The sequence below is a fragment of the Cognatundibacterium rivi genome (assembly GCF_018139565.1).
In the GTDB taxonomy this organism is placed as follows: domain Bacteria; phylum Pseudomonadota; class Gammaproteobacteria; order Burkholderiales; family Burkholderiaceae_D; genus Undibacterium; species Undibacterium rivi.
In genome coordinates this window covers 424,258-446,533 of record NZ_JAGSPK010000002.1, presented here as the reverse complement: position 1 = coordinate 446,533, position 22,276 = coordinate 424,258, and the positions used below count along the sequence as shown (strand labels likewise).

Here is a 22,276-nt window from a genome sequence, read left to right as displayed (position 1 = left end):
GATCTGTATCAGTCCATCAGGGAACGTGCTTCAGCGACTTGCGAACGATAAGCATCAAAAATATTGCGCATCGTATCTTTCATGTCGGTTGTTGGCGCCCAGCCCAATTCTTCGCAAGTATTGGTGATTTTTGGCACACGATTTTGTACGTCCTGATAACCTGCACCGTAGTAAGCGCCGGATGTGGTTTCTGTCAGTTGTACTTTTTTCGCTGTTTCTGCGTATTCAGGATACTCGGCAGCGAGTGTCAGCATCATGTTAGCAAGTTCACGAATCGAGTAATTATTGGTTGGATTACCGATGTTGTAAATTTTTCCGGAGGCGACACCATTTTTATTATCGATGATGCGCATCAGAGCGTCGATGCCGTCGTCGATATAAGTGAATGCACGTTTTTGCGCGCCGCCGTCCACCAGCGAAATGTTCTCGCCGCGGACGATATGACCGAAGAATTGCGTTACTACACGTGAGCTGCCTTCTTTTGGTGTGTGAATATTGTCCAGGCCAGCACCGATCCAGTTAAATGGACGGAATAAGGTGAAGTTCAGGCCTTCCATGCCATAGCCCCAGATCACACGATCCATCAGCTGTTTCGCGCAAGAGTAAATCCAGCGTGGCTTGTTGATCGGGCCGCAGATCAGTTCTGATTCTTCTGGATCGAATTCTTCGTCGTGACACATGCCATACACTTCAGAAGTGGAAGGGAAGACCAGATGTTTGCCGTATTTAGCAGCGGAACGTACGATAGGCAGGTTCGCTTCAAAGTCCAGTTCAAACACGCGCAATGGCTGTTTCACGTAAGTCGATGGTGTCGCGATCGCTACCAGCGGCAGTATGACATCGCATTTTTTTACATGATATTCGACCCATTCTTTATTGATGGTGATATCGCCTTCAAAAAAGTGCATGCGCGGATGGTTGATCAGGTCGCCCAGACGCTCAGTTTGCATATCCATGCCGTAGACTTCCCAGTCTGTCGTTTCCAGAATACGTTTGGACAGGTGATGACCGATAAAACCGTTCACGCCGAGAATGAGGACTTTTTTCATGGTGAGTTCTTCTTAAATGTAAATGTTGGGCTATGCCGTATGACGCAGTCTGATTGTGATCAGGCCGCCCCTGTCAATTGCTTCAATTCGTTGACCGAGATAGGTTTTCCGTCGCAGTGCAATTCAATTATGCGCAATGCTTTACCATCGCCGCATACGCCAAGGGCGACATTATCCACTACATGCAAGCCTGTCGGCAAATTTCCAGCTGGTAAATTAGATAAACGTGCTTTTTGAATAATGAAATGATGGCCTGACTGCTCGAAAAATGCCCCTGGGTAAGGCGGTGCGACAGCCCGGTGGAGGTTATATACCTGTTGTGCCGACTGCGACCAGTCTATCCGACCATCTTCAGGTTTGCGTCCACCGAAATAACTGCCTTCGCTGAGTTTGTTTTCTAATGCTTTGTATTCGCCACTGATCAGGCCGGGCAGCGCATACCAGAGTGTTTGCTCAGCAGCGACGGTTAATTTTCCGAACACTTCATAAGCAGTGTCATCCAGAAGAATCGGTACGGCTGTTTGCGCAATAATTTTGCCAGCATCCGGTTTGGCCGCCATTTCGTGCAAAGTAGCTCCCGTTTCAGTTTCGCCGTGAAAAACTGCCCAGTTAACGGGAACGCGGCCACGGTATTTCGGCAAGAGAGAGCCGTGCAGATTGTAGGCGCCACGTTTTGCCAGCGCGAGCAGATCCACTGGCAGCATGTGACGATAATAAAAACTGAAAATGAAGTCAGGTGCGATGGCAGCGATACGTTGCATCAATTCAGCGGATTTCGGATCTGCCGGCGTGATGCTCTCAATTCCATGTTCCTTGCACAAAGCAGCGACGGATTCAAACCAGATAGTTTCCGCCGGATTGTCTTCATGCGTTACGACCAGGGCGATATGAACGCCACGCGCGAGCAGGGTTTTAATGCTGCGTACGCCGACGTTATGGTAAGCAAAGACGACCGCGGTAGGTTGGGAACTCATTTCAGTTTTCCTTTGCTGCAGCAGGCAGGTCTTGCAAAATCGTTTGCACCACATAACGCGGACGCCCACGTACTTGCTGATAAATACGACCGATATATTCGCCGAGCAAGCCTATGCCAAACAGAATCACACCCATCAGGAAAAAAGCGATCGCGAACAAGGTGAACAGGCCTTCGGCTTCCGCGCCGAAAACGAAACGGCGTATCAGCAGCAACGTCACCAAGCCACCCGACAGTACCGATAGCAACATACCCAGAACAGAAAATATCTGCAAAGGCATAATGGAAAAGCCGGTCATCAGGTCGAAATTCAGGCGTATCAGGCTATACAGTGAATACTTGGATTCGCCCGCTGCACGCTCTTCATGCTCTACGACGATTTCTGTTGGCTTGCGCGAGAATGTGTAGGCGAGGGCAGGTACGAAGGTGTTAACTTCGCTACACTGATTGATCAGGTCAATCACGTTACGACCGTAGGCACGCAGCATATTGCCCTGATCGGTGATTTTGATGCGGGTGATTTTTTCGCGCAAGCGGTTCATTGCTTTCGACGCATAGGTGCGCCATGCGGAATCCTGACGCTTACGCCGTATCGAGCCCACGTAGTCATAACCTTCGCGCATTTTTTCGACCAGAGCGCCGATTTCTTCCGGAGGATTTTGCAAGTCAGCATCCAGCGTGACCACGATTTCGCCACGGGTTGCTTCAAAGCCAGCCAGAATCGCCATGTGCTGACCGTAATTGCCATTGAAAAGCACGACGCGCGTAACGTCGGGGCGAAGGCGGAACTGGTCGGATAACATCGCCGCGGTGTTGTCGCGACTGCCATCGTTGACGAAGACAATTTCATAGCTGACGCCACGCGCCGCCAGCGTATCGAGAGCGGGATAAAGGCGGCTGAACAACTTGGCGAGGCCTGCTTCCTCGTTGTAAACAGGAATGACCACTGATAGTTCGGGTTTCATCATAAGACGTGCCAGATTCAAAGAAGGCGGGATTTTACCGCAGACACGACGCGTTCGACATCGGCTTTTGTCATGGCAGGGAATAATGGCAAGGTCACGATCTGACTGCCGACACGTTCCGCAATCGGGAACATACCTTCTTTAAAGCCACGTGCGCGATACATGGTGAATAAATGAATCGGACGGTAGTGGTAGCCGAGGCCAATTTTCACATCCAGCATTTGCTGCATAAAGACCGCGCGGTTCACACGTTCTGGCAGCACTATATGGAACATGTGCCAGTTAGAGTTGGTGAAATCTGCGACCGGCAATTCGGCGCCCGTTTGCGCTTCGAAATCAGAACCAAACTGCTCGAAATAATATTGCGCCAGTTCTTTACGTTTGGCATTGAATTCCGCCAGATGTTTCATCTGACCGAGGCCGATCGCTGCGGCGATGTCGGTCATATTGAATTTTCCGCCCAGCACATCAACGTCGATGCCATCCACGCCGCTGCGGGTCACGCCTTGCAAACGGTATTTTTCGGCGAGGCGTGCTTCTTCCGCATTGTTCAGAACCAGGCAGCCACCTTCACCGGTCATGATATTTTTGTTGACCTGAAAGCTGAACGACACAAAATCGCCAAACGAACCGATGCGTTTACCTTTCCAGGTGGAGCCTATGGCTTGCGCAGCATCTTCGACCACGCGTAAATGATATTTATCGGCAAGCTCGTACAATTTATCCATGTCGCAAGGCAAACCACACATATGCACGGGAATAATCGCTTTGGTGCGTGGTGTGATCGCCGCTTCAACCAGATTCAGATCGATGTTGTGCGTTTTTGGATCGATATCGACGAACACGGGTGTTGCGCCGGTTTCAATAATCACGCTGGCCGTAGCGACCCAAGAGTTCGGCGTGGTAATGACCTCATCACCAGCGCCGATGCCGGCGATGCGCAACGCGATTTCCATGGTGCAGGTGCCGGAGTTAAAAGTACGTACCGGACGACCGCCGAAATATTCAGATAATTGTGCTTCCAACGCCTGTACTTTGGGCCCGCTGGCGAGCCAGCCGGAACGCAAAACTTCCGTGACAGCCGCAATGGTTTCTTCATCTATGCTAGGTTTGGTGAAAGGCAAAAATGCTAAAGAGTCGCTCATATTGATCCTTTAATTGCGTCTGAGACGCGTATGTACTGCATGTCTGGTGCGTATGGACGCTGTATCAGTCTGATTATACTGGGTGGAGTATATCCGGATGCCGCTTTGTTTTCGCTGACAATTAGGCGATTTTTACGGATACTCCCCCAAATTCCTGCAATTAGCCGTTTTAAATCAGCTCTTCATTAATAAGGCCACGCCGACGATGATGATGCCGATTGCGAGCATACGTTGCAAGGTCATCACTTCGCCCAGGAAATACCAGGCGCCGATTGCATTGACGATATAACCGATCGACAGCAGAGGATAGGCAATCGTCACCGGAATACGCGACAAGCCGATAATCCACACGACGACGGACAGGCCATAGCACGCCAGCCCGCCTATGATTGGCCATTGCGTTGCAATCTGCACGCCGACATGGAACCAGTTGCTGGCATTGACGTGGATTTCGCCGATGGCATTCGTACCTTTTTTCAGCAACAGTTGTGCTAACGCGTTCAACAGGATGCCGGTAATGATGAAGCCGAAAGTGTTGATATTCATTATGGTTCTTGGTTTTTCTTTTATTTTTTAAGGGCGTATCGTCGCGATAATCACGCGGCGCGGGTCTTCCCCAATCACGCGCATAGGCAGGTTTTGCTGTTGGAATTCCTTGTAAATATCGGTGCGGACAATCGCAACAGCCGCTTCACCGCGCTGATTGTGAGCACGCCAGCGTGCAACGAAATCGGCGCGATTTGGTATCCACAATTCTGGCTGTTGCTTCAGGCCGAATTCCATTTCATCCGGAAATTCTACCAGCGTCAGTGTGCGTTCCAGATAAAACGGCAGCGATTGCTCATAACGTCCAACCGCATACAATGGCGTATCGGGTTTTGTCAGTTCGGCTTTTATCGACGGAACATGCGCCGAACCGGCAATGTATTGCCCCCAAGGATCGTGACCAAGGAACGCGACTTGCCCGGCAATAAACCCAGCGCTCGCCAGCAGAATGATGGACCAGTCTTTGCCAGCATGACCTTTGCCTGCAACAAACCACGCAACGAGACCTCCTGCCAGTGTGATGCCAGCGGCGACAAACAGCCATGTGGCATAACCCTGATTCAAGGAGGTTTCAATTGAATTTGAACCCAGTCCCGCTGCTTTATTTACAAACAGCAGACCGATCAAGCCCAACAGTGCAAACAGAATGGCGGCGATTTTCAAGGCGCGCGCTTGACATTGATCGACGTAGAAGCCAATCAGCAAGGCCAGCGCCGGGAAAATCGGCAAAATATAGCCTGGCAATTTAGAGCCGGAAATACTGAAAAAGAAAAAGAAAAACACTGCCCAGATCAACAGCAGCTTACGCGGTTGAAAGCCTGCCGATGGTTCTTTGATGCCCGTCCACAAACCCTGCAGCAATACGCCTAACCACGGCACGATACCCAACAACAGGAAAGGGAAGAAGTAATACCAGGCGCCGCCACGGTTGTGCACGCCGCTGGTGAAGCGTTGAAAATGTTCGTGAATGAAAAAGAAATGTGGGTGTTCAGGATTTTTCAGCGCAATTAAAATGAACCAGGGTGCAGTGATCGCAAAAAACAGGATCAGACCTTTCCCCATATGCAGGCGTGCCCACAAAGCCCAGTCTCTGGTCAGTAAGGTGTAAATGACCAGCACAGCTCCCGGCAAAACAAAGCCAATCAAGCCTTTCGACATGGTTGCTAATGCCATGCCTGCCCAGCACACCAGCATCGCATTGCGGCGTTCGGTGTCGCTGACACCATCACGTTGGCCGAGTAAAAGCCCGCACATGCAGAGCACCATCATGCCGGATAAGCCCATGTCGAGCGAATTAACATGACCCATGCCCGCCCAGTAAAAACTGGACCCCAGCACCAGCGCCGCGATAATGCCGACACGACGGTTGAATAATTTGTTTCCCGTGTAAGCGACAGACGCAACGCCGATCAGACCGCACAGCCCGGTCCATAAACGTGCTTGCCAATCACCGAGGCCAAACACGGAAAAGGTGAGGGCATTCATCCAGTTTTGCAGCGGCGGCTTTTCGAAATACTTGATGCCGTTCAGGCGCAAAGTGATCCAGTCACCAGTGGCCAGCATTTCGCGCCCCATCTCGGCATAGCGGCCTTCATCGGTTGGCACCAGGGTTCTGGCACCCAGCATATAAAACCAGACAATCAGGAAACCGATTGCTAATGCCCACAAGGTGCGCGGTGATTCAAATGGTGATTGTGTATGTTTGGGTATATTCATACTTTCTCCATCACCAGCGCCAGCGCTACTTTACGGCCTTCCGCCATCAAAATGTTATAGGTGCGGCACGCTGCCTGATTGTCCATGCATTCAACACCGATACGTTGTGCGGTCAACGCCGCTATCAGGCGTGGATGGATGAAGCGTTGTTTATTGCCTGTACCCAAAATCACGACGTCGGGTTTAGTCGCATCGATTTGCGCAAAATCGTCAGCGCTCAGGGCATCAAAGCTGCTGACCAGCCAGACGACGGGCTTTGCTTCGGGTAAAACAATCAGACTATGACGATACAGAATCGCGTTGATTTCAACGCTGTCTTGTTCGTAACCTGTGATGGTTTGATATTGTTGTGTCGGTGTGGAATGCAGCTTCATCTTTTCGTTCTGTCTTTGAGGTAAGCCATGTGAGTGCGGCATTGTAACTTTTTTTAACAGAGAGTTCTCTGCTTTCACCTTGCTAGCGTCATCCTTCTTGCGCATCAAAATCGCTCGTATGACAAGATCTTGCGGAAAACTTGCACCATCATGGATCAGTATTGTGGTAAAGCCGTATTTTTTACGATCTTTAAAGAAAATCTCAGGCGCCAATGAATGCGATATTGCGGTTTTCTGTTACGCTCATTTGAGGTTTTGTTGTTTTTATATTATCCGAAATCAGAATCATCTTTCACGGAGGAAGTGATGTGGAATATTTCGATACGCGCTCGTCTTAATTTTGCGATGTATGGACTTGGCATCTTGCTGCTGCTGATTGCGATCGGTGGATTTATGGGCGTGAGGAAGTCAAATCAGGCATTGCAAACTGTCTACGATGACAGGCTGGTGGCAGTTGGTCAGCTCGATATCGTGATCCGAGCCATACTTCGCAATCAGATCGAACTGGCCAGCGCCTTGTCCGTTCCGCCAGAAGCAATCCCAAATTATCTTGATGAAGTCAAAAAAAATAAGGCCATCGCAGACAAAGAGTGGGCTGATTACATGGCGACGTATCTGACACCAGAAGAAAAATTGCTGGCCGATCAGTTTGCACAAAGTCGTGCCCGGTTTCTGGAAAAGGGACTGGTGCCGACGGTGAAAGCGTTGCAGGACAAAGATCAGAAAACTGCAGCAGACTTATTCCAGGGCCCCGTAAGGACTGAATTTGAATCGGTCAAAAAGAATATGGATACGCTTTTGGAGTTGCAACTGAGAGTGGGGAAAGAGGAATATCTGGATAGTCAGGCAAATTATCAGCGTTTTATCTGGATGGCAGGATGTATCGTAACGCTAGGGCTGCTGGTCGCCATTGGTATGCGTTTCTGGCTGGTGCGTTCGATTTCTGAACCATTGAACCGTGCTGTGGATTTTGCAGATGCTATAGCGGGTGGGGACCTGACGCGCCAGATCCGGGTTGATTCGCATGATGAAATCGGCGGATTGCTACTCGCATTACAAAAAATGAGCCAAAACCTGCAAGAAATTGTGCAGAAGGTCAGGTACGGAACCGAAACGATTACCACTGCTTCAACGGAAATTGCTAATGGCAATTTAGATCTTTCTGCGCGAACTGAGGCGCAGGCAGGGTCACTGGAAGAGACTTCCTCGTCAATGGAAGAACTCAACTCCACCACTAAACAAAATAGCGATAATGCACGTCAGGCGAACACGCTTGCTGCGTCTGCTTCCGCCATCGCAACCAAGGGCGGTGAGGTGGTTGCCCGTGTGGTCGATACCATGGGTTTCATCAATGCGTCGTCGCAGAAGATCGTCGATATCATCAGTGTTATTGATGGTATTGCTTTTCAGACGAATATCCTGGCGCTGAACGCGGCGGTTGAGGCTGCACGGGCAGGGGAGCAGGGCCGGGGATTCGCCGTAGTGGCATCTGAAGTGCGCAATCTGGCGCAGCGATCTGCCGCAGCCGCCAAGGAAATTAAGACGCTGATTACCGATTCGGTTGGCAATGTCGAACAAGGGAACCGACTGGTCGCCGATGCGGGCAATACGATGCAAGAGGTGGTCAGCAGCGTTCGACGGGTGACGGACATTATGGGCGAGATTACCGCCGCCAGTCGCGAGCAGGAAATCGGAATTGAGCAAATTAATGAGGCCTTAATCACGATGGATGGAGTGACTCAGCAGAATGCTGCGCTGGTGGAGCAAGCTGCGGCTGCGGCCAAATCGCTGCAGGATCAGGCGGAAGAACTAGAGCGGGTGGTCAGCGTGTTCAAACTCCAGCATCAGCAAGTGGCAAGCACGGCTGGCGGGCGTGCTCCGCAGAGCCGGAAACTGACTTTACTCGCAGGCTGAATGGCGCATTGAATTTATCTGAGTCGACTTAAAAAAAACAGACCGATCAACATTTGATGTCCGGACTGTTTTTTCATTGTCTCCTCTTGTGGGGATGCTGCTCAGAAAAACGCAGCAATCCTAGTGACTTCAGTAACTCATCAGAACTCTTCCCATTGATCGGTATCCCCTTTCTTTGGCGGTGCCTGCGTTGTCAGCGTTTTCTTCGTCGGCAAGGTTTTTACGACGTTGCGTGCAGCCTGACGCGGTGGATTTGCCTTGCTGGCAGGGCTTACCAGTTTAGGTTTAGGTTTCGGTCTGGTTGCATTGCTGCTGGTTGGCGTGACAGTTTCATTTTTTAATTGAAAAATACTGACGGCACTTAGTAAATGCGCCGACTGTTCCTGCATCGCCGCGGCCGCTGCGGCTGCCTGCTCCACTAAGGCAGCATTTTGTTGGGTGACGTTGTCCATTTCAACGATGGCCAGATTCACCTGGGATATGCCTGCACTTTGCTCGGTGGTTGCCGCCGTAATTTCCGCAATAACATCGGTGACTTTACGCACGCTTTCGAGAATATCGTTCATCGTTTCACCCGCCTGATCGACCAGCCTGCTACCGTGATTGACGCTATCCACAGAGTCATTGATCAGGGCTTTAATTTCTTTTGCTGCCGTTGCTGAGCGTTGCGCAAGATTGCGAACTTCTGATGCGACAACCGCAAAGCCGCGTCCCTGCTCACCTGCGCGTGCTGCCTCGACGGCGGCATTTAACGCCAAAATGTTGGTCTGGAATGCAATGCTGTCAATCACACCGATGATGTCAACAATCTTTTGTGATGAAGCATTGATGACGCCCATCGTGGAAACAACTTCTGCGACGACAACGCCGCCTTTCTTTGCCACATCTGACGCACTCAGTACGAGTTGATTTGCCTGTCGTGCGTTATCGGCATTGTGCTGTACGGTGCTGGTCAGTTCTTCCATTGACGACGCGGTTTCTTCGAGCGAGCTGGCTTGCGACTCGGTGCGGGATGATAAGTCCATATTTCCTGAAGCGATCTCGGTGGACGCACTGGAAATTGCTTCTGTTCCGGTACGAACATCACCGATGATTTTTGCAATGCTGTCACGCATAGCCTGTATCGAGTACAGCAGGCTGGACTGGTCGTCTGCTTTCAGTTGTATATCCGCCGTCAGATCACCTTCTGCAATTTGCCGGGTAATTTCTGCGGCATACGCTGGTTCGCCGCCAAGTTGCGACAACAATCCTTTTGCGATCAGTAACGAAATAAGTAACAAGATGCCCGTGAGTATTGCTGCTCCCACTGAGAATGAAAGTAGCCTTTCATAAAATGTGGCATTCACTGAATCAATATAAACACCGGAGCCTATGACCCAGCCCCAGGGCTTAAAACCTTTGACAAACGAGACTTTTTCTACCGGAGCCTCGCTGCCGGGTTTCGGCCACATATAGAAAACAAATCCTTCGCCATGGTCTTTTACCGTTTGCACCATCTCTGTAAAGAGATGTTTTCCGGTCGGATCTTTATTTTCCGATAAATCTGTACCTTCAAGCGCTGGTTTGATCGGATGCATCACCATGCGAGTACTCATGTCATTGATCCAGAAATACTCATCCGAACCATACCGCAATGCCCGCACGGCATCTTTCGCGGCTTGTTTGGCATCGGCTTCCGACATTTTGTTTTTGCTGGACAGATCGTAGTAATGCGCGATGAGTTTCTCAACGGTTTCGACTGTTTGCCTGACATTACTCTCACGCTCATGCAGAAGCATGGCTTTTTCGGAGAAAAGAAACAGCCCGGTTAAAACAATAATGCCTAACACCGCACTGATAATAATGATGCGTAGCTGTCTGGCAATACTCAGTCTCTGAATCGCAGATAGTAATGACATGGTGTCTCCAATCAAAAAATTTTAGTTGCTTTAGCACATCTTTACCAGTTTTGATACTACTCCGCTTTTGTAAAGTGGAATAAATAATTAACAATCTGTGGCAATTCATATTTAATTTCGAATATTCCACTGTTATTGGTTTTGGATTGATGTAAAAAACGTCAATTCTTTGCATGAAATCACGGTTGTGACATGGAATTTTCGAAAACGAATTGATCAAACAGGATGCACTGTGCAAAAATGATCCGTTTCGCAATGCAGCAAAAGCAGATGTTGTTTGAATGTCTTTGACTTTGCTGGCTTGCATGCTTATCGATTAAGGATATTTTTCAGTGCGCCCGATACAGAAATCACAAAAGTTAGCGAACGTTTGTTATGACATCCGTGGACCGGTGCTGGAAAAAGCCAAGCAGATGGAAGACGAAGGGCACAAGATCATTAAGCTCAACATCGGTAATCTGGCCGTGTTTAATTTTGATCCGCCGGATGAAATTGTGCAGGACATGATCCGTAATATGCACAATGCTGCGGGCTACACTGATTCCAAAGGCATGTTCGCGCCGCGTAAATCCATCATGCACTACACGCAGGAAAAATTTATCCGTGGCGTGACGATAGAAGACGTCTACATCGGCAATGGCGCATCCGAGTTGATTGTGATGGGCATGAATGCCTTGCTCAACAGTGGCGATGAGGTGTTGGTACCTGCGCCGGATTATCCTCTGTGGACGGCTGCCGTGAGCTTGTCCGGCGGTAATCCTGTGCATTATGTGTGCGATGAAAGTGCCGACTGGATGCCGGATATCGACGACATCAAGAGCAAGATCACACCGAATACGAAAGCGATTGTCGTCATCAATCCGAATAATCCTACCGGTGCCTTGTATCCGGTAGAGATTTTGCAGCAAATCGTCGAAGTCGCCCGCCAGCATCAGTTGATCGTGTTTGCGGATGAAATTTACGATAAGACTTTATACGACGAAGCCGAACATGTTTCGATTGCTTCGTTAGCGGATGACGTATTATTCCTCACGCTCAACGGCCTTTCTAAAAATTATCGTTCTTGCGGCTATCGTGCTGGCTGGATGGTGGTTTCCGGTGAAAAGCGTCACGCCAAAGATTATATTGAAGGCCTGAATATGCTGGCATCAATGCGCTTGTGTGCAAATGCGCCGGGGCAGTTTGCGATTCAGACGGCGCTGGGCGGTTATCAGAGCATCAAGGATCTGGTCGGGCCTGGTGGTCGTTTATTGCGTCAGCGCGATCTTGCGCACAAATTGCTGACGGCGATCCCCGGCGTCAGCTGCGTGAAGCCAAAAGCTGCACTGTATATGTTTCCGAAACTGGACCCCGAGATTTATCCGATCACGGATGACCAGGAATTCATACATGAACTGCTGACCGAGCAGCGTGTATTGTTAGTGCAGGGAACAGGTTTTAACTGGATCAAACCTGACCACTTCAGGGTGGTATTCTTGCCAAACGCGGATGATCTGACTGAAGCATTCGGACGCATCGACTATTTCCTAGAGGGATATCGTAAGCGTCACGGTACTAATTAATTCCAATTTACTGTTTAAAAATCATATGAAACCCATCAAAGTAGGTCTGTTAGGTATAGGCACTGTCGGTTCCGGCACATTCAACGTCTTGAAGCGTAATCAGGAAGAAATTACGCGTCGCGCTGGCCGTTCAATTGAAATTGCGATGGTGGCAGATCTGAACATTGAACGGGCACGTGAACTCACGAATGGTGTAGCGGAAGTCGTCAATGACGCCAATCTGGTCGTGAATAATCCCGATATCGATATCGTGATTGAACTGATCGGTGGTTACGGTATCGCCAAAGACCTGGTGTTGAAAGCGATTGCGAATGGCAAGCATGTGGTGACGGCAAACAAGGCATTGCTGGCAACGCATGGTAATGAGATTTTTAAAGCGGCACAGGAAAAAGGCGTGATGGTCGCGTTTGAAGCAGCGGTTGCCGGTGGTATTCCTATTATCAAAGCCTTGCGTGAAGGTTTGACTGCTAATCGTATTCAATGGATCGCCGGCATCATCAATGGCACAACGAATTTCATTTTGTCGGAAATGCGTGACAAGGGTCTGGATTTCGGCGCCGTACTGAAACAGGCGCAGGCGCTGGGCTACGCGGAAGCGGATCCGACCTTTGATATCGAAGGCGTCGATGCCGCGCATAAAGCGACCATCATGGCATCGATTGCGTATGGTATTCCTATGCAATTCGACAAAGCTTATGTCGAAGGCATTACCAAGCTGGAAGCCAGCGACATCCGTTATGCCGAAGACCTTGGTTATCGCATCAAATTATTGGGCATTACCAAGCGTACGCCGGAAGGCATAGAGTTACGCGTGCATCCGACGCTGATTCCTGAAAAGCGTCTGATTGCGAACGTCGAAGGGGCGATGAATGCCGTCCTGGTGCAAGGCGATGCCGTCGGTGCGACTCTGTATTACGGCAAAGGTGCAGGCGCAGAACCAACTGCTTCTGCGGTGATTGCTGACCTGGTGGATATCACACGTCTGGCAACCGCTGACCCTGAACATCGCGTGCCGCATCTGGCTTTCCAGCCAGCCGCTATCAGTGATCTGCCGATTTTGCCGATGGCAGAAATCGTGACCAGCTATTATCTGCGCATGCATGTCGAAGACAAACCCGGCGTGCTGGCCGACGTGACCCGAATTCTGGCTGATCTGTCGATTTCTATCGATGCGATGTTGCAGAAAGAGCCGGGCGAGGGTGAAACCCGTACAGACATCATCATCCTGACGCATCAGACCAAAGAGAAAAATATCATTGCAGCGATAGAAAAAATCGAGGCACTGGCCACCGTGACTGGCTCCGTCATCAAGCTGCGTCTGGAAGAGTTAAGCTAATCTGCTTTACATAAGCATTCTGATGATACTGCGTAGCAGGATGGCTTTGTCAAAGTGAGATCGTCGTCATAAAACAGTCGCCAGCGGGCGGCGCACAGAAAAAGCGTGTTCATGAAATAATGAGCGCGCTTTTTTTTTGTCGTCTGACAGCTGATCCGGCAGGCGCATGAACGACAGACTCAGATAGACTCAATCAGAAAGAGATGTGCAGGTGAAAGCTTTTTCGCTCCCCAGATTGCTGGCATATGGTTTGTTTGGTTTTCCACTGGCCTTGCTCGCCTTACCGATTTACGTCTACGTGCCGCAGTTTTATGCCGAGCGTTTCGGTCTGTCGCTGAGTCTGATTGGCTCTGCGTTGCTGGTCTCGCGCGTACTCGATGCATTTCTCGATCCCTTGCTCGGCGCATGGATAGATAAACGTCCGGCGAATCAGGGATATGGTCGCTTTATTCTGTATTCGCTGCCTTTGCTGATGCCCGGTTTTTACGCGCTGTTTCATCCGCCGCAAGCGACGATGGTGACGCCATTGCTCTGGTTTTTCTGCGCCTTGCTGATGGTGTATGCCGGATTTAGTCTGGCCAGTATCGCATTTCAAAGTTGGGGCGCAGCGCTGACCCAGTTGCCCGGTGAACGTCTGCGCCTGACTGCGACACGTGAATTATGCGGCGTCGCCGGTGTTGTTACTGCCGCATTGTTATCGCAATTCGCAGATATTTCGTGGTTGTCTGCGGCGCTGATCTGTAGCTTACTGATCAGCGCCTTTTTGCTGCTGCGTTTTACTCCTGACATGCTCAATCGCCATCTGGAACAGCAAACTAGCTTACGTTGGCGCCATCTGTTTTCGAATCCCTATTTCCGCTCATTATTCTGGGTCTTCGTGCTGAACGGAATTGCCGCGGCAATCCCGGCGACCTTGTTTTTATTTTTCGCCAAAGACCGGCTGCAACTGGCGTCGTATTCCGGCGTGTTATTACTGCTGTATTTTGTAGCTGCCGCTATGTCGCTGCCATTGTGGGTCCGAATTGCGCATCGCATCCATGAAACCCGCGCATGGTTGCTGGCGATGCTGTTATCGGTGCTGAGTTTTATCTGGGCCTACAGCCTGCAAGCGGGCGATCTGACTGCCTTTGCGGTGATTTGTGTTTTATCCGGGCTATGTCTTGGTGCCGACCTCGCTCTTCCTGCGGCGTTGCTGTCGGGTGTGATACGTCAGGCCGGACATAGCGAACGCTATGAAGGAAGTTATTTCGGCGCGTGGAACTGGGCGAATAAAATGAACCTCGCACTTGCTGCGGGTTTGTCGCTGCCTTTGCTCGATTATCTGGGCTACACGCCGGGCATCAGCACTGGAAGCGGTTTGCAAGCTTTGTCATTTGCCTACGCAGTGTTGCCCTGCGTGCTCAAATGCCTCGCCGCTTTGGTATTGTGGCGTGCGCCGTTGCGTAAGGTTTGATCTTTGCAGGTGCTGTACGCTCCAAAGCATTATTTAACAGGCTTTGAGCTTTCAATCTCAAACTTCCATGTTAAATTAACTTTTTGCAAAGTATAAAGAGTTAAACTAACCATGAATATTGATAACCTTGAGAAAAACGTTCGCCGTTCGATCTATTTTGTATCACTTGCGTCTGTCGTCGCACCTACTTTTTATATCATCTGGTTTTGGTTTGTAAATAATCGTGCAATGTCAAAGGACACTGAGGCGTGGGGGCAATTAGGTGATTTTGTCGGAGGAATCGTCAATCCCTTAATTGCCTTTTCTGCTTTTTATTGGCTTGCTACCTCAGTCCTTCTTCAAAAGACGGAACTTGCGGAGACTCGAAAATCATTGGAAGAGTCTAAAAATGTACAGGAAGAACAGGCAAAAACTGTTCTGATAAGCACAAAGCTCCAATATCTGAACATCCAGTTGGAAGCCATAAATTCCCAAATTTCCGCAGAACGGTCGTACATCAACCAACTAATTCAACAGGGGCAGATTCATGGTACTGAATACACAGTTGTAACCAGATCTGGAGTGAATATGACAATTAATAAAGTTCTTAAAGAGGTCAACGATCAAATAACGACGCATTCAGAAGAAAGAGATCGGCTTATTAATCAGGTAAAAACAATTGCCCCAAATCTGGGCTAAATAGAGAAATTAATTGAGAAACAATCTGCAAAGCAGCTTCTCATAATTTAAACGCTAGACAAACAAGGAGAAATTTATGGGGCTTTGGATTTGGGCATTCCTCTTTATCGCTGTTGGATTAGTCATTTTCATATTGCCAGGGAAAAGCATAAGTAAAAGAAAGCAGGAAATGGAATTAAAACTGAAATCGATCGATGATTTTAATTCAACACAGCAGATTATTGGATGCGATGGAAAGTCTGGATTGGCCATCGATGAAGATCAAAGAAAATTATGTCTTATAACTAACAATGGTACATCCGTTTTACAGCGAGTCATCGACTACAAGGGCATTTTATCTGTTGAATTATTTGAGGGCGGAACTTCTGTAACTAAGACTGTCAGGTCATCACAGATCGGTGGTGCTCTTGTTGGTGGTCTTTTATTGGGAGGTGTTGGTGCACTTGTCGGTGGACTATCTGGTAAGACTGAAACTTCAGGGAAAATAAATCGCATTGACTTGAGGCTAATCGTGAACGATACGAATGCGCCATTGCATGACGTAGCCTTTATGAACTTTGCAGACAAAAAGGACGGAATCATCTATACCCAAGCGATGCAGATGGCTCGTCGTTGGCATGGAATATTAGAGGTACTCGTTAAACGAGCTGATGCAGAGGAAAAGGGCTTTGATAATAAAGAACGTGAAGTACAATCAGCGTTGCCTAGCACTTCCGTTGCAGATGAAATCAAGAAACTCGCCGATCTTCATCAATCTGGATTATTGACCTTAGATGAGTTTCAACAGCAAAAAACTAAGCTACTTGGCGCTGATAAGTTGACTGCTTGAGACTTATCTAAAGGCGAGTAAATATGGATATGCTACGTTAGTTTTTACTAGCCTCACCTGAAGCCGATGCTAACGCAGACCTCAACGCAGAATTTTTTCGTGAAACTCTGCCGGGTAATCCTGATGCATTTTTACTAGCGTAGAAACGCGAGTGCCGTAGTTCGGTGAAACGATGCAGGGCGCGGAGAGCAGGCGTTCCATTTCAAACGAGACGCCGGTATCCGGCAGGCGGCAATCGGGAGCCGGATTCGTATTGGCCAGCATTTCAAAGAACGCGTCTTCAGGTGCAAGCTGGCAGAGCAAGCTGCAGAACTCTGCTTTGGTCTTGATGACTTTGTGCCAGCAGGTGTCTAAGGCCGCGTTGGAGATGCCGTAAATGCCCGGTGCCAGCGGCAGGCCGTTACGCGGATCATCGGTGTGGCGATTCGAAAACCAGATCAGATCCTGCGTGTCGCCGACGAGCAGATTAAAGCCATTGTAGTGATCAACTTTGCCGCGTAATTGGGCGACGTAGTCCTGCGCAGACATGTCATTTTGCAGATAGTCAGAAACCAGACCGCCACGCGAAGGTGCATCGTCACGTTTTTCAGAAGGCGCGCGAACGTTGGTGATGGCGGCAAATTTTCTGGCTGGCGCATCGGCTTGTGGGCTTTGTATTCCCAGCCAGGTGCCGCCGGATTGCAGATCGCGCCCTGCATAAATCTGCGGATGGTCTTGCCACCAGCCTGCGGGCGCCGCCGGGCGGTCATAGTATTCATCGCGATTGGCTGCGACCAGCAGCGGCGTGGCGGGGAGTAACTTCCATGCAAAAACGATCAGGCACATACATCTACATCCAAAAAATATTCAGCTCGACGTTCACTGTACTGCAATTCGGCTAAACCCGTTTGCTGCAGCAGTTTTTCCAATTGCTCGGCGAAATCGTCGGGCACATTCGCATACACCTCCATCCAGGTGTGCAGATCATTCGCAGATTCAGGGCGTCGTTGCAGTTTTCCCCTGACTCCCAATTGCGCCAGTACCTGCTGATGCAGGGATTTTTCTGCCGCGATCACTTTTTCCTCCAGCGCGGTTCCGGCTTTAAAATAAATATAACAATCCATCGTGTTTTTTAAGGAAAAAGGGGGAGTATCTGGCAATTTACCGTTAATGTCCGCATAGAATAAGGGCTGTAAAAAATACTCCGGGGAGTATATTTTTGCCCTGAAATCACTTTTCTGAGCTTGTTTTGCGCTTATTTTGTGCGAATCATGGGCAGACTTAACGCAGATGCGAAAGGGGCACCGCCGCAGATTTAAATAAAAGTGATATTGCCACTGGCGATTTCCAGTTGAGTTTCATGTTAAACATCCGTCTGCTCCAAACCAACCTGCTCTAAAAACGTAGAGAAATCTTTTGCAATAAAATTCACACTTTCATCAAGATCAATATTGGTCATGTCAATCGCAACAATTGGCCAAGGTTCAGGTGTTCGAATGTCGAAGGCAATGTAATCGCCGCCACCACTTCCTCCGAATACAAAAAAACCTGGAAAGAACTCTTCATAGATATTCTTAACTTTATTATTTGTGGCAACTTCGGCAGAATCCAGACAAAAATTAAACGGTGACATTGGAAGAGACCCTTCGCCACCATTACTATATGCAAGCAATTCAAAATATTCTTTTGGAAGATTAACCCCAACCACTTCTCGAAGCGATTGCAATGCATCATTCGATGCACCTGGATTTCTAAACCATGCACTGTTAGCTGAAAACATAATAATGTTTAACGCGTAATATCGGTAATCTCGTAGGGTAATGGCAAGAGTTGTGCCAGCGGTCCATCAATGCTGCCGCAACGGATCATGCCGCTTTCCTGATCTGCCAGCGTCATTTCGATTAAGGCCAGAGTGCTGCTGTCATTGATTTGTTCGGCATTGACGATCACGCCGCACGGCTGTTTGTTCTCGCCAGCATTGGTGTCGTCGCCATCGTTGACATTAAAGACATCCATGCCGTCGGTCAGCCCGGCCGCCGGAATCTGCGCCAGCGTCATGCGGCGTTTGAGTTTGCCCAGATACTGGCTGCGGGCAACGATCTCTTGACCCGGGTAGCAGCCTTTTTTGAAATTCACGCCGCCCACCAGTTCAAAGTTAATCATTTGCGGCACAAATTTTTCCTGCGTAAGCTGATTGATATGCGCGATACCGGCCTGAATTTCACTCAGATTCCAGTCGGCGGTATTTGTCGCCTGTAATTGTGAGCTGAGCGAAGCCCAGACCGCGCCAGCGTTTTCAGCAGGACAGAACCATTGATAGCGGGCGACATTCAGCACATCGGCGCAACGGATCAGCGTACCGTATTCATTGCTGACATGCGCGTTGGTCGCCGGTAAATCTGCAAACCAGTTGCTCAGCACCTGTGCCGCCTGTATGCCGCCGAGTGCAAAACTGACGTATTGATCGCAGACATCGCTGAGTTTTACCTTGGCGCGCAAAACAAACATGCCTAGTCGTTTTTGCACCGGTGCCTGTATGGATTTGGATAACTGCAAAACGATCGCTGCATCGGTCTTCCAATAGACAAAGCTGGCCAGCATCCGCCCCTTTGCTGTGCAATACGCGGCGCGGCGAACTTCGCTGGCGGACAAATGTTCTACGTCATTGCTAAGCTGGTTGTGCAAGAAACTGGCGGCATCGTCACCCGCAACTTGTATCAGCCCGGTGTCCGGCAGTACGGTCACGAAACCTTCATTGAACGCTGCGTTGTTCCAGACTGATGTTTGTCCGCTGAGTTTGCCATCGTTGATCTGTAGATGCTGTTGCTCTGTAAATTCTTGCCACATGATGAGATTTGCTTTCTGCTGAACTGTATGAAAACCGGCGGCATTTGCGTTGTCTGCGCTAATAGTCTGCTGACGGTATTTTTGATGAATTATAGTAGCCTCAGCAAATCTTGGTGCAGCAGGCGCATTTTTTGCTGTCCGACAACGGCAAGATCAGAGAATAGCGTGGTGACTTGCGTTACACTACGCGCCTCAGATTTAATTGGCATATGATTTCCGCCATCTTTTTTTCGCCGTCGTTCCGCTATCAACCCACGCGCTTGTATGAGACTGATCAAAACTCTATTTCTGTTGTGTCTATTGTCCGGCGCTGCTGCAATTGCAGGCTTCATATACTGGACCGAGCAACCGATAGCGCTGGCATCAGCATCCGTCGAATTTACGATCAAACCCGGTAGCGGCGTTCGCAGCGCGACCAAACAGATACAGGACGCGGGCATTCCACTGCCGCCGTTTGCATTTGAAATGCTGGCACGTGCGACAGGTAAAGCGAATAAGCTAAAGGCTGGTTCTTACGAATTGTTGCCAGGCAAAAACCCGGTTGAATTGCTGGATAAAATTGTCAACGGCGATTTTTCACAAGGTTCGGTTGCGATTATTGAAGGCTGGACTTTTGCGCAAATGCGCAAGGTTATTGATGCGAGTACGGCATTGAAGCACGATACCAAAGGGCTGACGGATGCCGAGCTGATGAAAAAAATCGGTGCTGAATTTAATGCGGGCGAGGGCATGTTTTTTCCGGATACTTATTTGTTCGCCAAAGGCAGCAGTGATATACAGCTCTATCAGCAGGCGTATGCAAGTCAGCTGAAACGTTTGAATGATGCTTGGGAAGCGCGTGCCGCGAATCTACCTTATCAATCGAAATATGAAGCGCTGATCATGGCATCTATCATCGAAAAAGAAACCGGTCAGCCGTCGGAGCGTGCACAGATTGCTTCGGTATTTGTGAATCGCCTGAAAACCGGCATGTTATTACAGACAGATCCAACCGTGATTTACGGCATGGGTGAGAAATATCAGGGCAAAATTTATAAGCGTGATTTGCTCACAGATACGCCATACAACACCTACACCCGTGCCGGTTTACCGCCGACGCCGATTGCCTTGCCCGGCTTGGCATCAATTACGGCAGCCTTGAATCCGGCGCGCAGCGATGCTTTATACTTCGTGGCGCGCGGTGATGGCACCAGTCACTTTTCAGAAAATTTGAGTGAACATAATCGTGCAGTGAATAAGTATCAACGCTAAGCAACAACCAATACAAATAAAAAGAAAAATGAAAGCAACCGGAAAATTTATCACGTTTGAAGGCATCGATGGTGCTGGCAAATCGACGCATATTGCGTATGTCGCCGAACGACTCAGGCAAGCGCTATCGCTGCAAAGTGTTGAGGTCATCAGCTCACGTGAGCCTGGAGGCACGCCTTTGGGGGAAACTTTGCGCGAGGTATTGCTGCAACAAAAAATGCATCTTGAAACAGAAGCGCTGCTGATGTTTGCCGTACGGCGCGAACACATCGCACAAGTCATTCAACCAGCGCTGGAGCGCGGTGACTGGGTTATTTCTGACCGTTTCACCGATGCGAGTTTTGCGTATCAGGGTGGCGGCCGCCATTTGTCGCTCGATAAGCTGAACGCTCTTGAGCAATGGGTGCATCCAGATTTGCAACCTGATCTGACCTTGTTGTTTGATGTGCCGCTGGCAGTAGCGCGGGCACGTTTGGATGCGACCCGCGAGCTGGATAAGTTTGAACAGGAAAAAGCAGATTTTTTTGCCGACACCCGTAATGAATATCTGCGCCGCGCGGCAGAATTCTCGCAGCGTTTCCGCATTATTGATTCCACGCAAAGTATCGCTGCGATTCGTGACGAGCTCGACGGCATCATTGATGCGCTGTTATTGTCTGCATCAGAGTCGCAACAGATCAATGAAGTAAAGACGAGTAACGCCTGATATGACCAATCCGCTTTTCAGCTGGCAAGCATCTGCGTGGGACTATCTGCAATCATTGCAAGGTCGCATGCCGCATGCTTTTTTGTTGCACGGACCTGAAGGCATAGGAAAGACAGTATTTGCTGAGCACATGGCAAAGTCTTTGTTGTGTGAGCAGCCGGATGCAGCCGGACATGCCTGCGGTGCTTGCGGTTCCTGCGGCTGGTTCAGTCAATACAGCCATCCTGATTACCGGCGCGTCCGTCCTGAATTGCTCGACGAAGAGGAAGCATCTTCTGCTGATGCGGAAAGCGAGCCAGCCGCGAAGTCGGGCAAAGCGAGTAAAGCGCCATCGAAAGAGATTGTGATCAATCAGATCCGTGCGCTGGCAGATTTCATGAATTTGTCCACGCACAGACAAGGGCGGCGCGTGATTGTGCTTTATCCGGCCGAGGCGCTGAATATTCCAGCGGCGAATGCCTTATTAAAATCGCTGGAAGAACCCGGCGCGGATACGGTATTTATTCTGGTTTCTAACAGCATTGATAAACTGTTGCCGACGATATTATCGCGTTGCCATAAATTACCGATGGGGATGCCAGAACGATCGGTTGCGCTGGCATGGCTCAAGCAGCGCGGCGTCAGTGATGCCGATGTCTGGTTGGCACAGCAAGGCGGTGCGCCGCTCGCGGCACTGGCGTTGGCAGAGTCGGATACGCGGTCAGAACTGGATGATTTTTTACGACAATTAGCGCGTCCCAGTGTCGATACCAGCCTGAAGTTAGCCGATAAAATGCAAAAAATGGAGATGTCGGTGACGGTTGCATGGATGCAGCGTTGGCTTTACGATATATTTTCTTACAAACAAAGCGGGAGAATCCGGTATTATCCACGCTATGAAAAAGAGGTAAGGGCGTTGGCTTCCGTAGTCTCCAATGAAGCATTACTGACGTTAATCAAGAGTAGCAATGAACGTCAGGCAATCGCGACGCACCCTTTATCGCCGAAATTATTTTTAGAAGATATGTTGCTTGAGTATTCTGCACTCTTTGCATAACCGCAGCGAAAGTATTTCT

General features: G+C 49.4%; 21 protein-coding genes. 9 read left to right on the top strand and 12 right to left on the bottom strand.

Going from position 1 to position 22,276, the window contains the following annotated elements; translation table 11 throughout:
• Positions 1–8: 8 nt before the first annotated feature.
• The 7 genes from KDM87_RS06335 to KDM87_RS06305 form a co-directional block, all read right to left on the bottom strand.
• Positions 9–1,049, bottom strand: coding sequence for a bifunctional UDP-4-keto-pentose/UDP-xylose synthase (locus KDM87_RS06335; protein ID WP_212678286.1), 1,041 nt, complete (start codon positions 1,047–1,049; stop codon positions 9–11).
• 59 nt (positions 1,050–1,108) lie between these two features.
• A complete protein-coding gene (locus tag KDM87_RS06330) occupies positions 1,109–2,023 on the bottom strand; it encodes a formyltransferase (RefSeq protein WP_212678285.1) in 915 nt (304 codons plus the stop codon).
• 1 nt (position 2,024) lies between these two features.
• Complete coding sequence (locus KDM87_RS06325; RefSeq protein ID WP_212678685.1) at positions 2,025–2,987, bottom strand: glycosyltransferase; 963 nt, start codon at positions 2,985–2,987, stop codon at positions 2,025–2,027.
• Between the two features lie 17 nt (positions 2,988–3,004).
• Complete coding sequence (locus KDM87_RS06320; protein WP_212678284.1) at positions 3,005–4,132, bottom strand: DegT/DnrJ/EryC1/StrS family aminotransferase; 1,128 nt, start codon at positions 4,130–4,132, stop codon at positions 3,005–3,007.
• Between the two features lie 174 nt (positions 4,133–4,306).
• The gene (locus tag KDM87_RS06315; RefSeq protein ID WP_212678283.1) at positions 4,307–4,678 is read right to left on the bottom strand and encodes a DMT family transporter; all 372 of its coding nucleotides are present in this window, start codon (positions 4,676–4,678) and stop codon (positions 4,307–4,309) included.
• 27 nt (positions 4,679–4,705) lie between these two features.
• The gene (locus KDM87_RS06310; protein ID WP_212678282.1) at positions 4,706–6,394 is read right to left on the bottom strand and encodes a glycosyltransferase family 39 protein; all 1,689 of its coding nucleotides are present in this window, start codon (positions 6,392–6,394) and stop codon (positions 4,706–4,708) included.
• Positions 6,391–6,768 (bottom strand): Mth938-like domain-containing protein, encoded by a 378-nt coding sequence (locus tag KDM87_RS06305; protein WP_212678281.1) that lies wholly within the window; start codon positions 6,766–6,768, stop codon positions 6,391–6,393. Before KDM87_RS06305 ends, KDM87_RS06310 begins: the two co-directional genes overlap by 4 nt.
• 306 nt (positions 6,769–7,074) lie before the next feature.
• Between KDM87_RS06305 and KDM87_RS17930 the strand changes: the two genes are divergently transcribed.
• Positions 7,075–8,682 (top strand): methyl-accepting chemotaxis protein, encoded by a 1,608-nt coding sequence (locus KDM87_RS17930; RefSeq protein WP_212678280.1) that lies wholly within the window; start codon positions 7,075–7,077, stop codon positions 8,680–8,682.
• A 140-nt stretch (positions 8,683–8,822) separates the two neighbouring features.
• On the opposite strand, the gene KDM87_RS06295 is transcribed toward KDM87_RS17930, so the two are convergent.
• A complete protein-coding gene (locus KDM87_RS06295; protein ID WP_212678279.1) occupies positions 8,823–10,580 on the bottom strand; it encodes a methyl-accepting chemotaxis protein in 1,758 nt (585 codons plus the stop codon).
• 332 nt (positions 10,581–10,912) lie between these two features.
• Here KDM87_RS06295 and KDM87_RS06290 point away from each other — a divergent pair, with 332 nt between their 5' ends.
• The 5 genes from KDM87_RS06290 (at position 10,913) to KDM87_RS06270 (ending at position 16,438) form a co-directional block, all read left to right on the top strand.
• Positions 10,913–12,142: a pyridoxal phosphate-dependent aminotransferase gene (locus KDM87_RS06290; RefSeq protein WP_186883409.1), complete on the top strand. Its 1,230-nt coding sequence runs from the start codon at positions 10,913–10,915 to the stop codon at positions 12,140–12,142.
• Between the two features lie 25 nt (positions 12,143–12,167).
• Positions 12,168–13,478 carry a homoserine dehydrogenase gene (locus KDM87_RS06285; protein WP_212678278.1) on the top strand — a complete coding sequence of 437 codons (1,311 nt, stop codon included), beginning with the start codon at positions 12,168–12,170 and terminating at the stop codon, positions 13,476–13,478.
• A 211-nt stretch (positions 13,479–13,689) separates the two neighbouring features.
• Positions 13,690–14,931 (top strand): MFS transporter, encoded by a 1,242-nt coding sequence (locus KDM87_RS06280; RefSeq protein WP_212678277.1) that lies wholly within the window; start codon positions 13,690–13,692, stop codon positions 14,929–14,931.
• Between the two features lie 111 nt (positions 14,932–15,042).
• On the top strand, positions 15,043–15,609 hold the full coding sequence (locus tag KDM87_RS06275; RefSeq protein ID WP_212678276.1) for a hypothetical protein: 567 nt from the start codon (positions 15,043–15,045) through the stop codon (positions 15,607–15,609).
• Positions 15,610–15,685: 76 nt separating this feature from the next.
• Positions 15,686–16,438: an SHOCT domain-containing protein gene (locus KDM87_RS06270; RefSeq protein WP_212678275.1), complete on the top strand. Its 753-nt coding sequence runs from the start codon at positions 15,686–15,688 to the stop codon at positions 16,436–16,438.
• A gap of 81 nt (positions 16,439–16,519) precedes the next feature.
• Here the strand turns inward: KDM87_RS06270 and KDM87_RS06265 are convergent, their stop codons facing one another.
• From KDM87_RS06265 to ygfZ, 4 genes are all read right to left on the bottom strand, one after another.
• Entirely contained in the window at positions 16,520–17,263 is a 744-nt protein-coding gene (locus KDM87_RS06265) for an NRDE family protein (RefSeq protein ID WP_212678274.1), read from the bottom strand.
• The gene (locus KDM87_RS06260; protein WP_212678273.1) at positions 17,254–17,541 is read right to left on the bottom strand and encodes a DUF4936 family protein; all 288 of its coding nucleotides are present in this window, start codon (positions 17,539–17,541) and stop codon (positions 17,254–17,256) included. The genes KDM87_RS06265 and KDM87_RS06260 overlap by 10 nt, the downstream gene beginning before the upstream one ends.
• A gap of 239 nt (positions 17,542–17,780) precedes the next feature.
• On the bottom strand, positions 17,781–18,197 hold the full coding sequence (locus KDM87_RS06255) for an SMI1/KNR4 family protein (RefSeq protein ID WP_212678272.1): 417 nt from the start codon (positions 18,195–18,197) through the stop codon (positions 17,781–17,783).
• Positions 18,198–18,205: 8 nt separating this feature from the next.
• On the bottom strand, positions 18,206–19,264 hold the full coding sequence (gene ygfZ / locus KDM87_RS06250; RefSeq protein ID WP_212678271.1) for a CAF17-like 4Fe-4S cluster assembly/insertion protein YgfZ: 1,059 nt from the start codon (positions 19,262–19,264) through the stop codon (positions 18,206–18,208).
• 264 nt (positions 19,265–19,528) lie between these two features.
• Between ygfZ and mltG the strand changes: the two genes are divergently transcribed.
• From mltG to holB, 3 genes are read left to right on the top strand one after another with little or no spacing between them, the layout of a single operon-like run.
• A complete protein-coding gene (gene mltG, locus KDM87_RS06245; RefSeq protein WP_212678270.1) occupies positions 19,529–20,515 on the top strand; it encodes an endolytic transglycosylase MltG in 987 nt (328 codons plus the stop codon).
• Between the two features lie 28 nt (positions 20,516–20,543).
• Entirely contained in the window at positions 20,544–21,221 is a 678-nt protein-coding gene (tmk, locus tag KDM87_RS06240) for a dTMP kinase (protein ID WP_212678269.1), read from the top strand.
• A gap of 1 nt (position 21,222) precedes the next feature.
• Positions 21,223–22,257, top strand: coding sequence for a DNA polymerase III subunit delta' (gene holB / locus KDM87_RS06235; protein ID WP_212678268.1), 1,035 nt, complete (start codon positions 21,223–21,225; stop codon positions 22,255–22,257).
• The last annotated feature ends 19 nt before the right edge of the window (positions 22,258–22,276 follow it).

Coding starts and splice junctions, on each gene's coding strand:
- KDM87_RS06285 (WP_212678278.1), top strand. CDS start 12,168: ATGAAACCCATCAAAGTAGGTCTGTTAGGTATAGGCACTGTCGGTTCC.
- KDM87_RS06275 (WP_212678276.1), top strand. CDS start 15,043: ATGAATATTGATAACCTTGAGAAAAACGTTCGCCGTTCGATCTATTTT.
- KDM87_RS06310 (WP_212678282.1), bottom strand. CDS start 6,394: ATGAATATACCCAAACATACACAATCACCATTTGAATCACCGCGCACC.
- KDM87_RS06265 (WP_212678274.1), bottom strand. CDS start 17,263: ATGTGCCTGATCGTTTTTGCATGGAAGTTACTCCCCGCCACGCCGCTG.
- tmk (WP_212678269.1), top strand. CDS start 20,544: ATGAAAGCAACCGGAAAATTTATCACGTTTGAAGGCATCGATGGTGCT.
- mltG (WP_212678270.1), top strand. CDS start 19,529: ATGAGACTGATCAAAACTCTATTTCTGTTGTGTCTATTGTCCGGCGCT.
- KDM87_RS17930 (WP_212678280.1), top strand. CDS start 7,075: ATGTGGAATATTTCGATACGCGCTCGTCTTAATTTTGCGATGTATGGA.
- KDM87_RS06315 (WP_212678283.1), bottom strand. CDS start 4,678: ATGAATATCAACACTTTCGGCTTCATCATTACCGGCATCCTGTTGAAC.
- KDM87_RS06270 (WP_212678275.1), top strand. CDS start 15,686: ATGGGGCTTTGGATTTGGGCATTCCTCTTTATCGCTGTTGGATTAGTC.
- KDM87_RS06335 (WP_212678286.1), bottom strand. CDS start 1,049: ATGAAAAAAGTCCTCATTCTCGGCGTGAACGGTTTTATCGGTCATCAC.
- KDM87_RS06305 (WP_212678281.1), bottom strand. CDS start 6,768: ATGAAGCTGCATTCCACACCGACACAACAATATCAAACCATCACAGGT.
- KDM87_RS06320 (WP_212678284.1), bottom strand. CDS start 4,132: ATGAGCGACTCTTTAGCATTTTTGCCTTTCACCAAACCTAGCATAGAT.
- ygfZ (WP_212678271.1), bottom strand. CDS start 19,264: ATGTGGCAAGAATTTACAGAGCAACAGCATCTACAGATCAACGATGGC.
- KDM87_RS06295 (WP_212678279.1), bottom strand. CDS start 10,580: ATGTCATTACTATCTGCGATTCAGAGACTGAGTATTGCCAGACAGCTA.
- KDM87_RS06260 (WP_212678273.1), bottom strand. CDS start 17,541: ATGGATTGTTATATTTATTTTAAAGCCGGAACCGCGCTGGAGGAAAAA.
- KDM87_RS06325 (WP_212678685.1), bottom strand. CDS start 2,987: ATGAAACCCGAACTATCAGTGGTCATTCCTGTTTACAACGAGGAAGCA.
- KDM87_RS06330 (WP_212678285.1), bottom strand. CDS start 2,023: ATGAGTTCCCAACCTACCGCGGTCGTCTTTGCTTACCATAACGTCGGC.
- holB (WP_212678268.1), top strand. CDS start 21,223: ATGACCAATCCGCTTTTCAGCTGGCAAGCATCTGCGTGGGACTATCTG.
- KDM87_RS06255 (WP_212678272.1), bottom strand. CDS start 18,197: ATGTTTTCAGCTAACAGTGCATGGTTTAGAAATCCAGGTGCATCGAAT.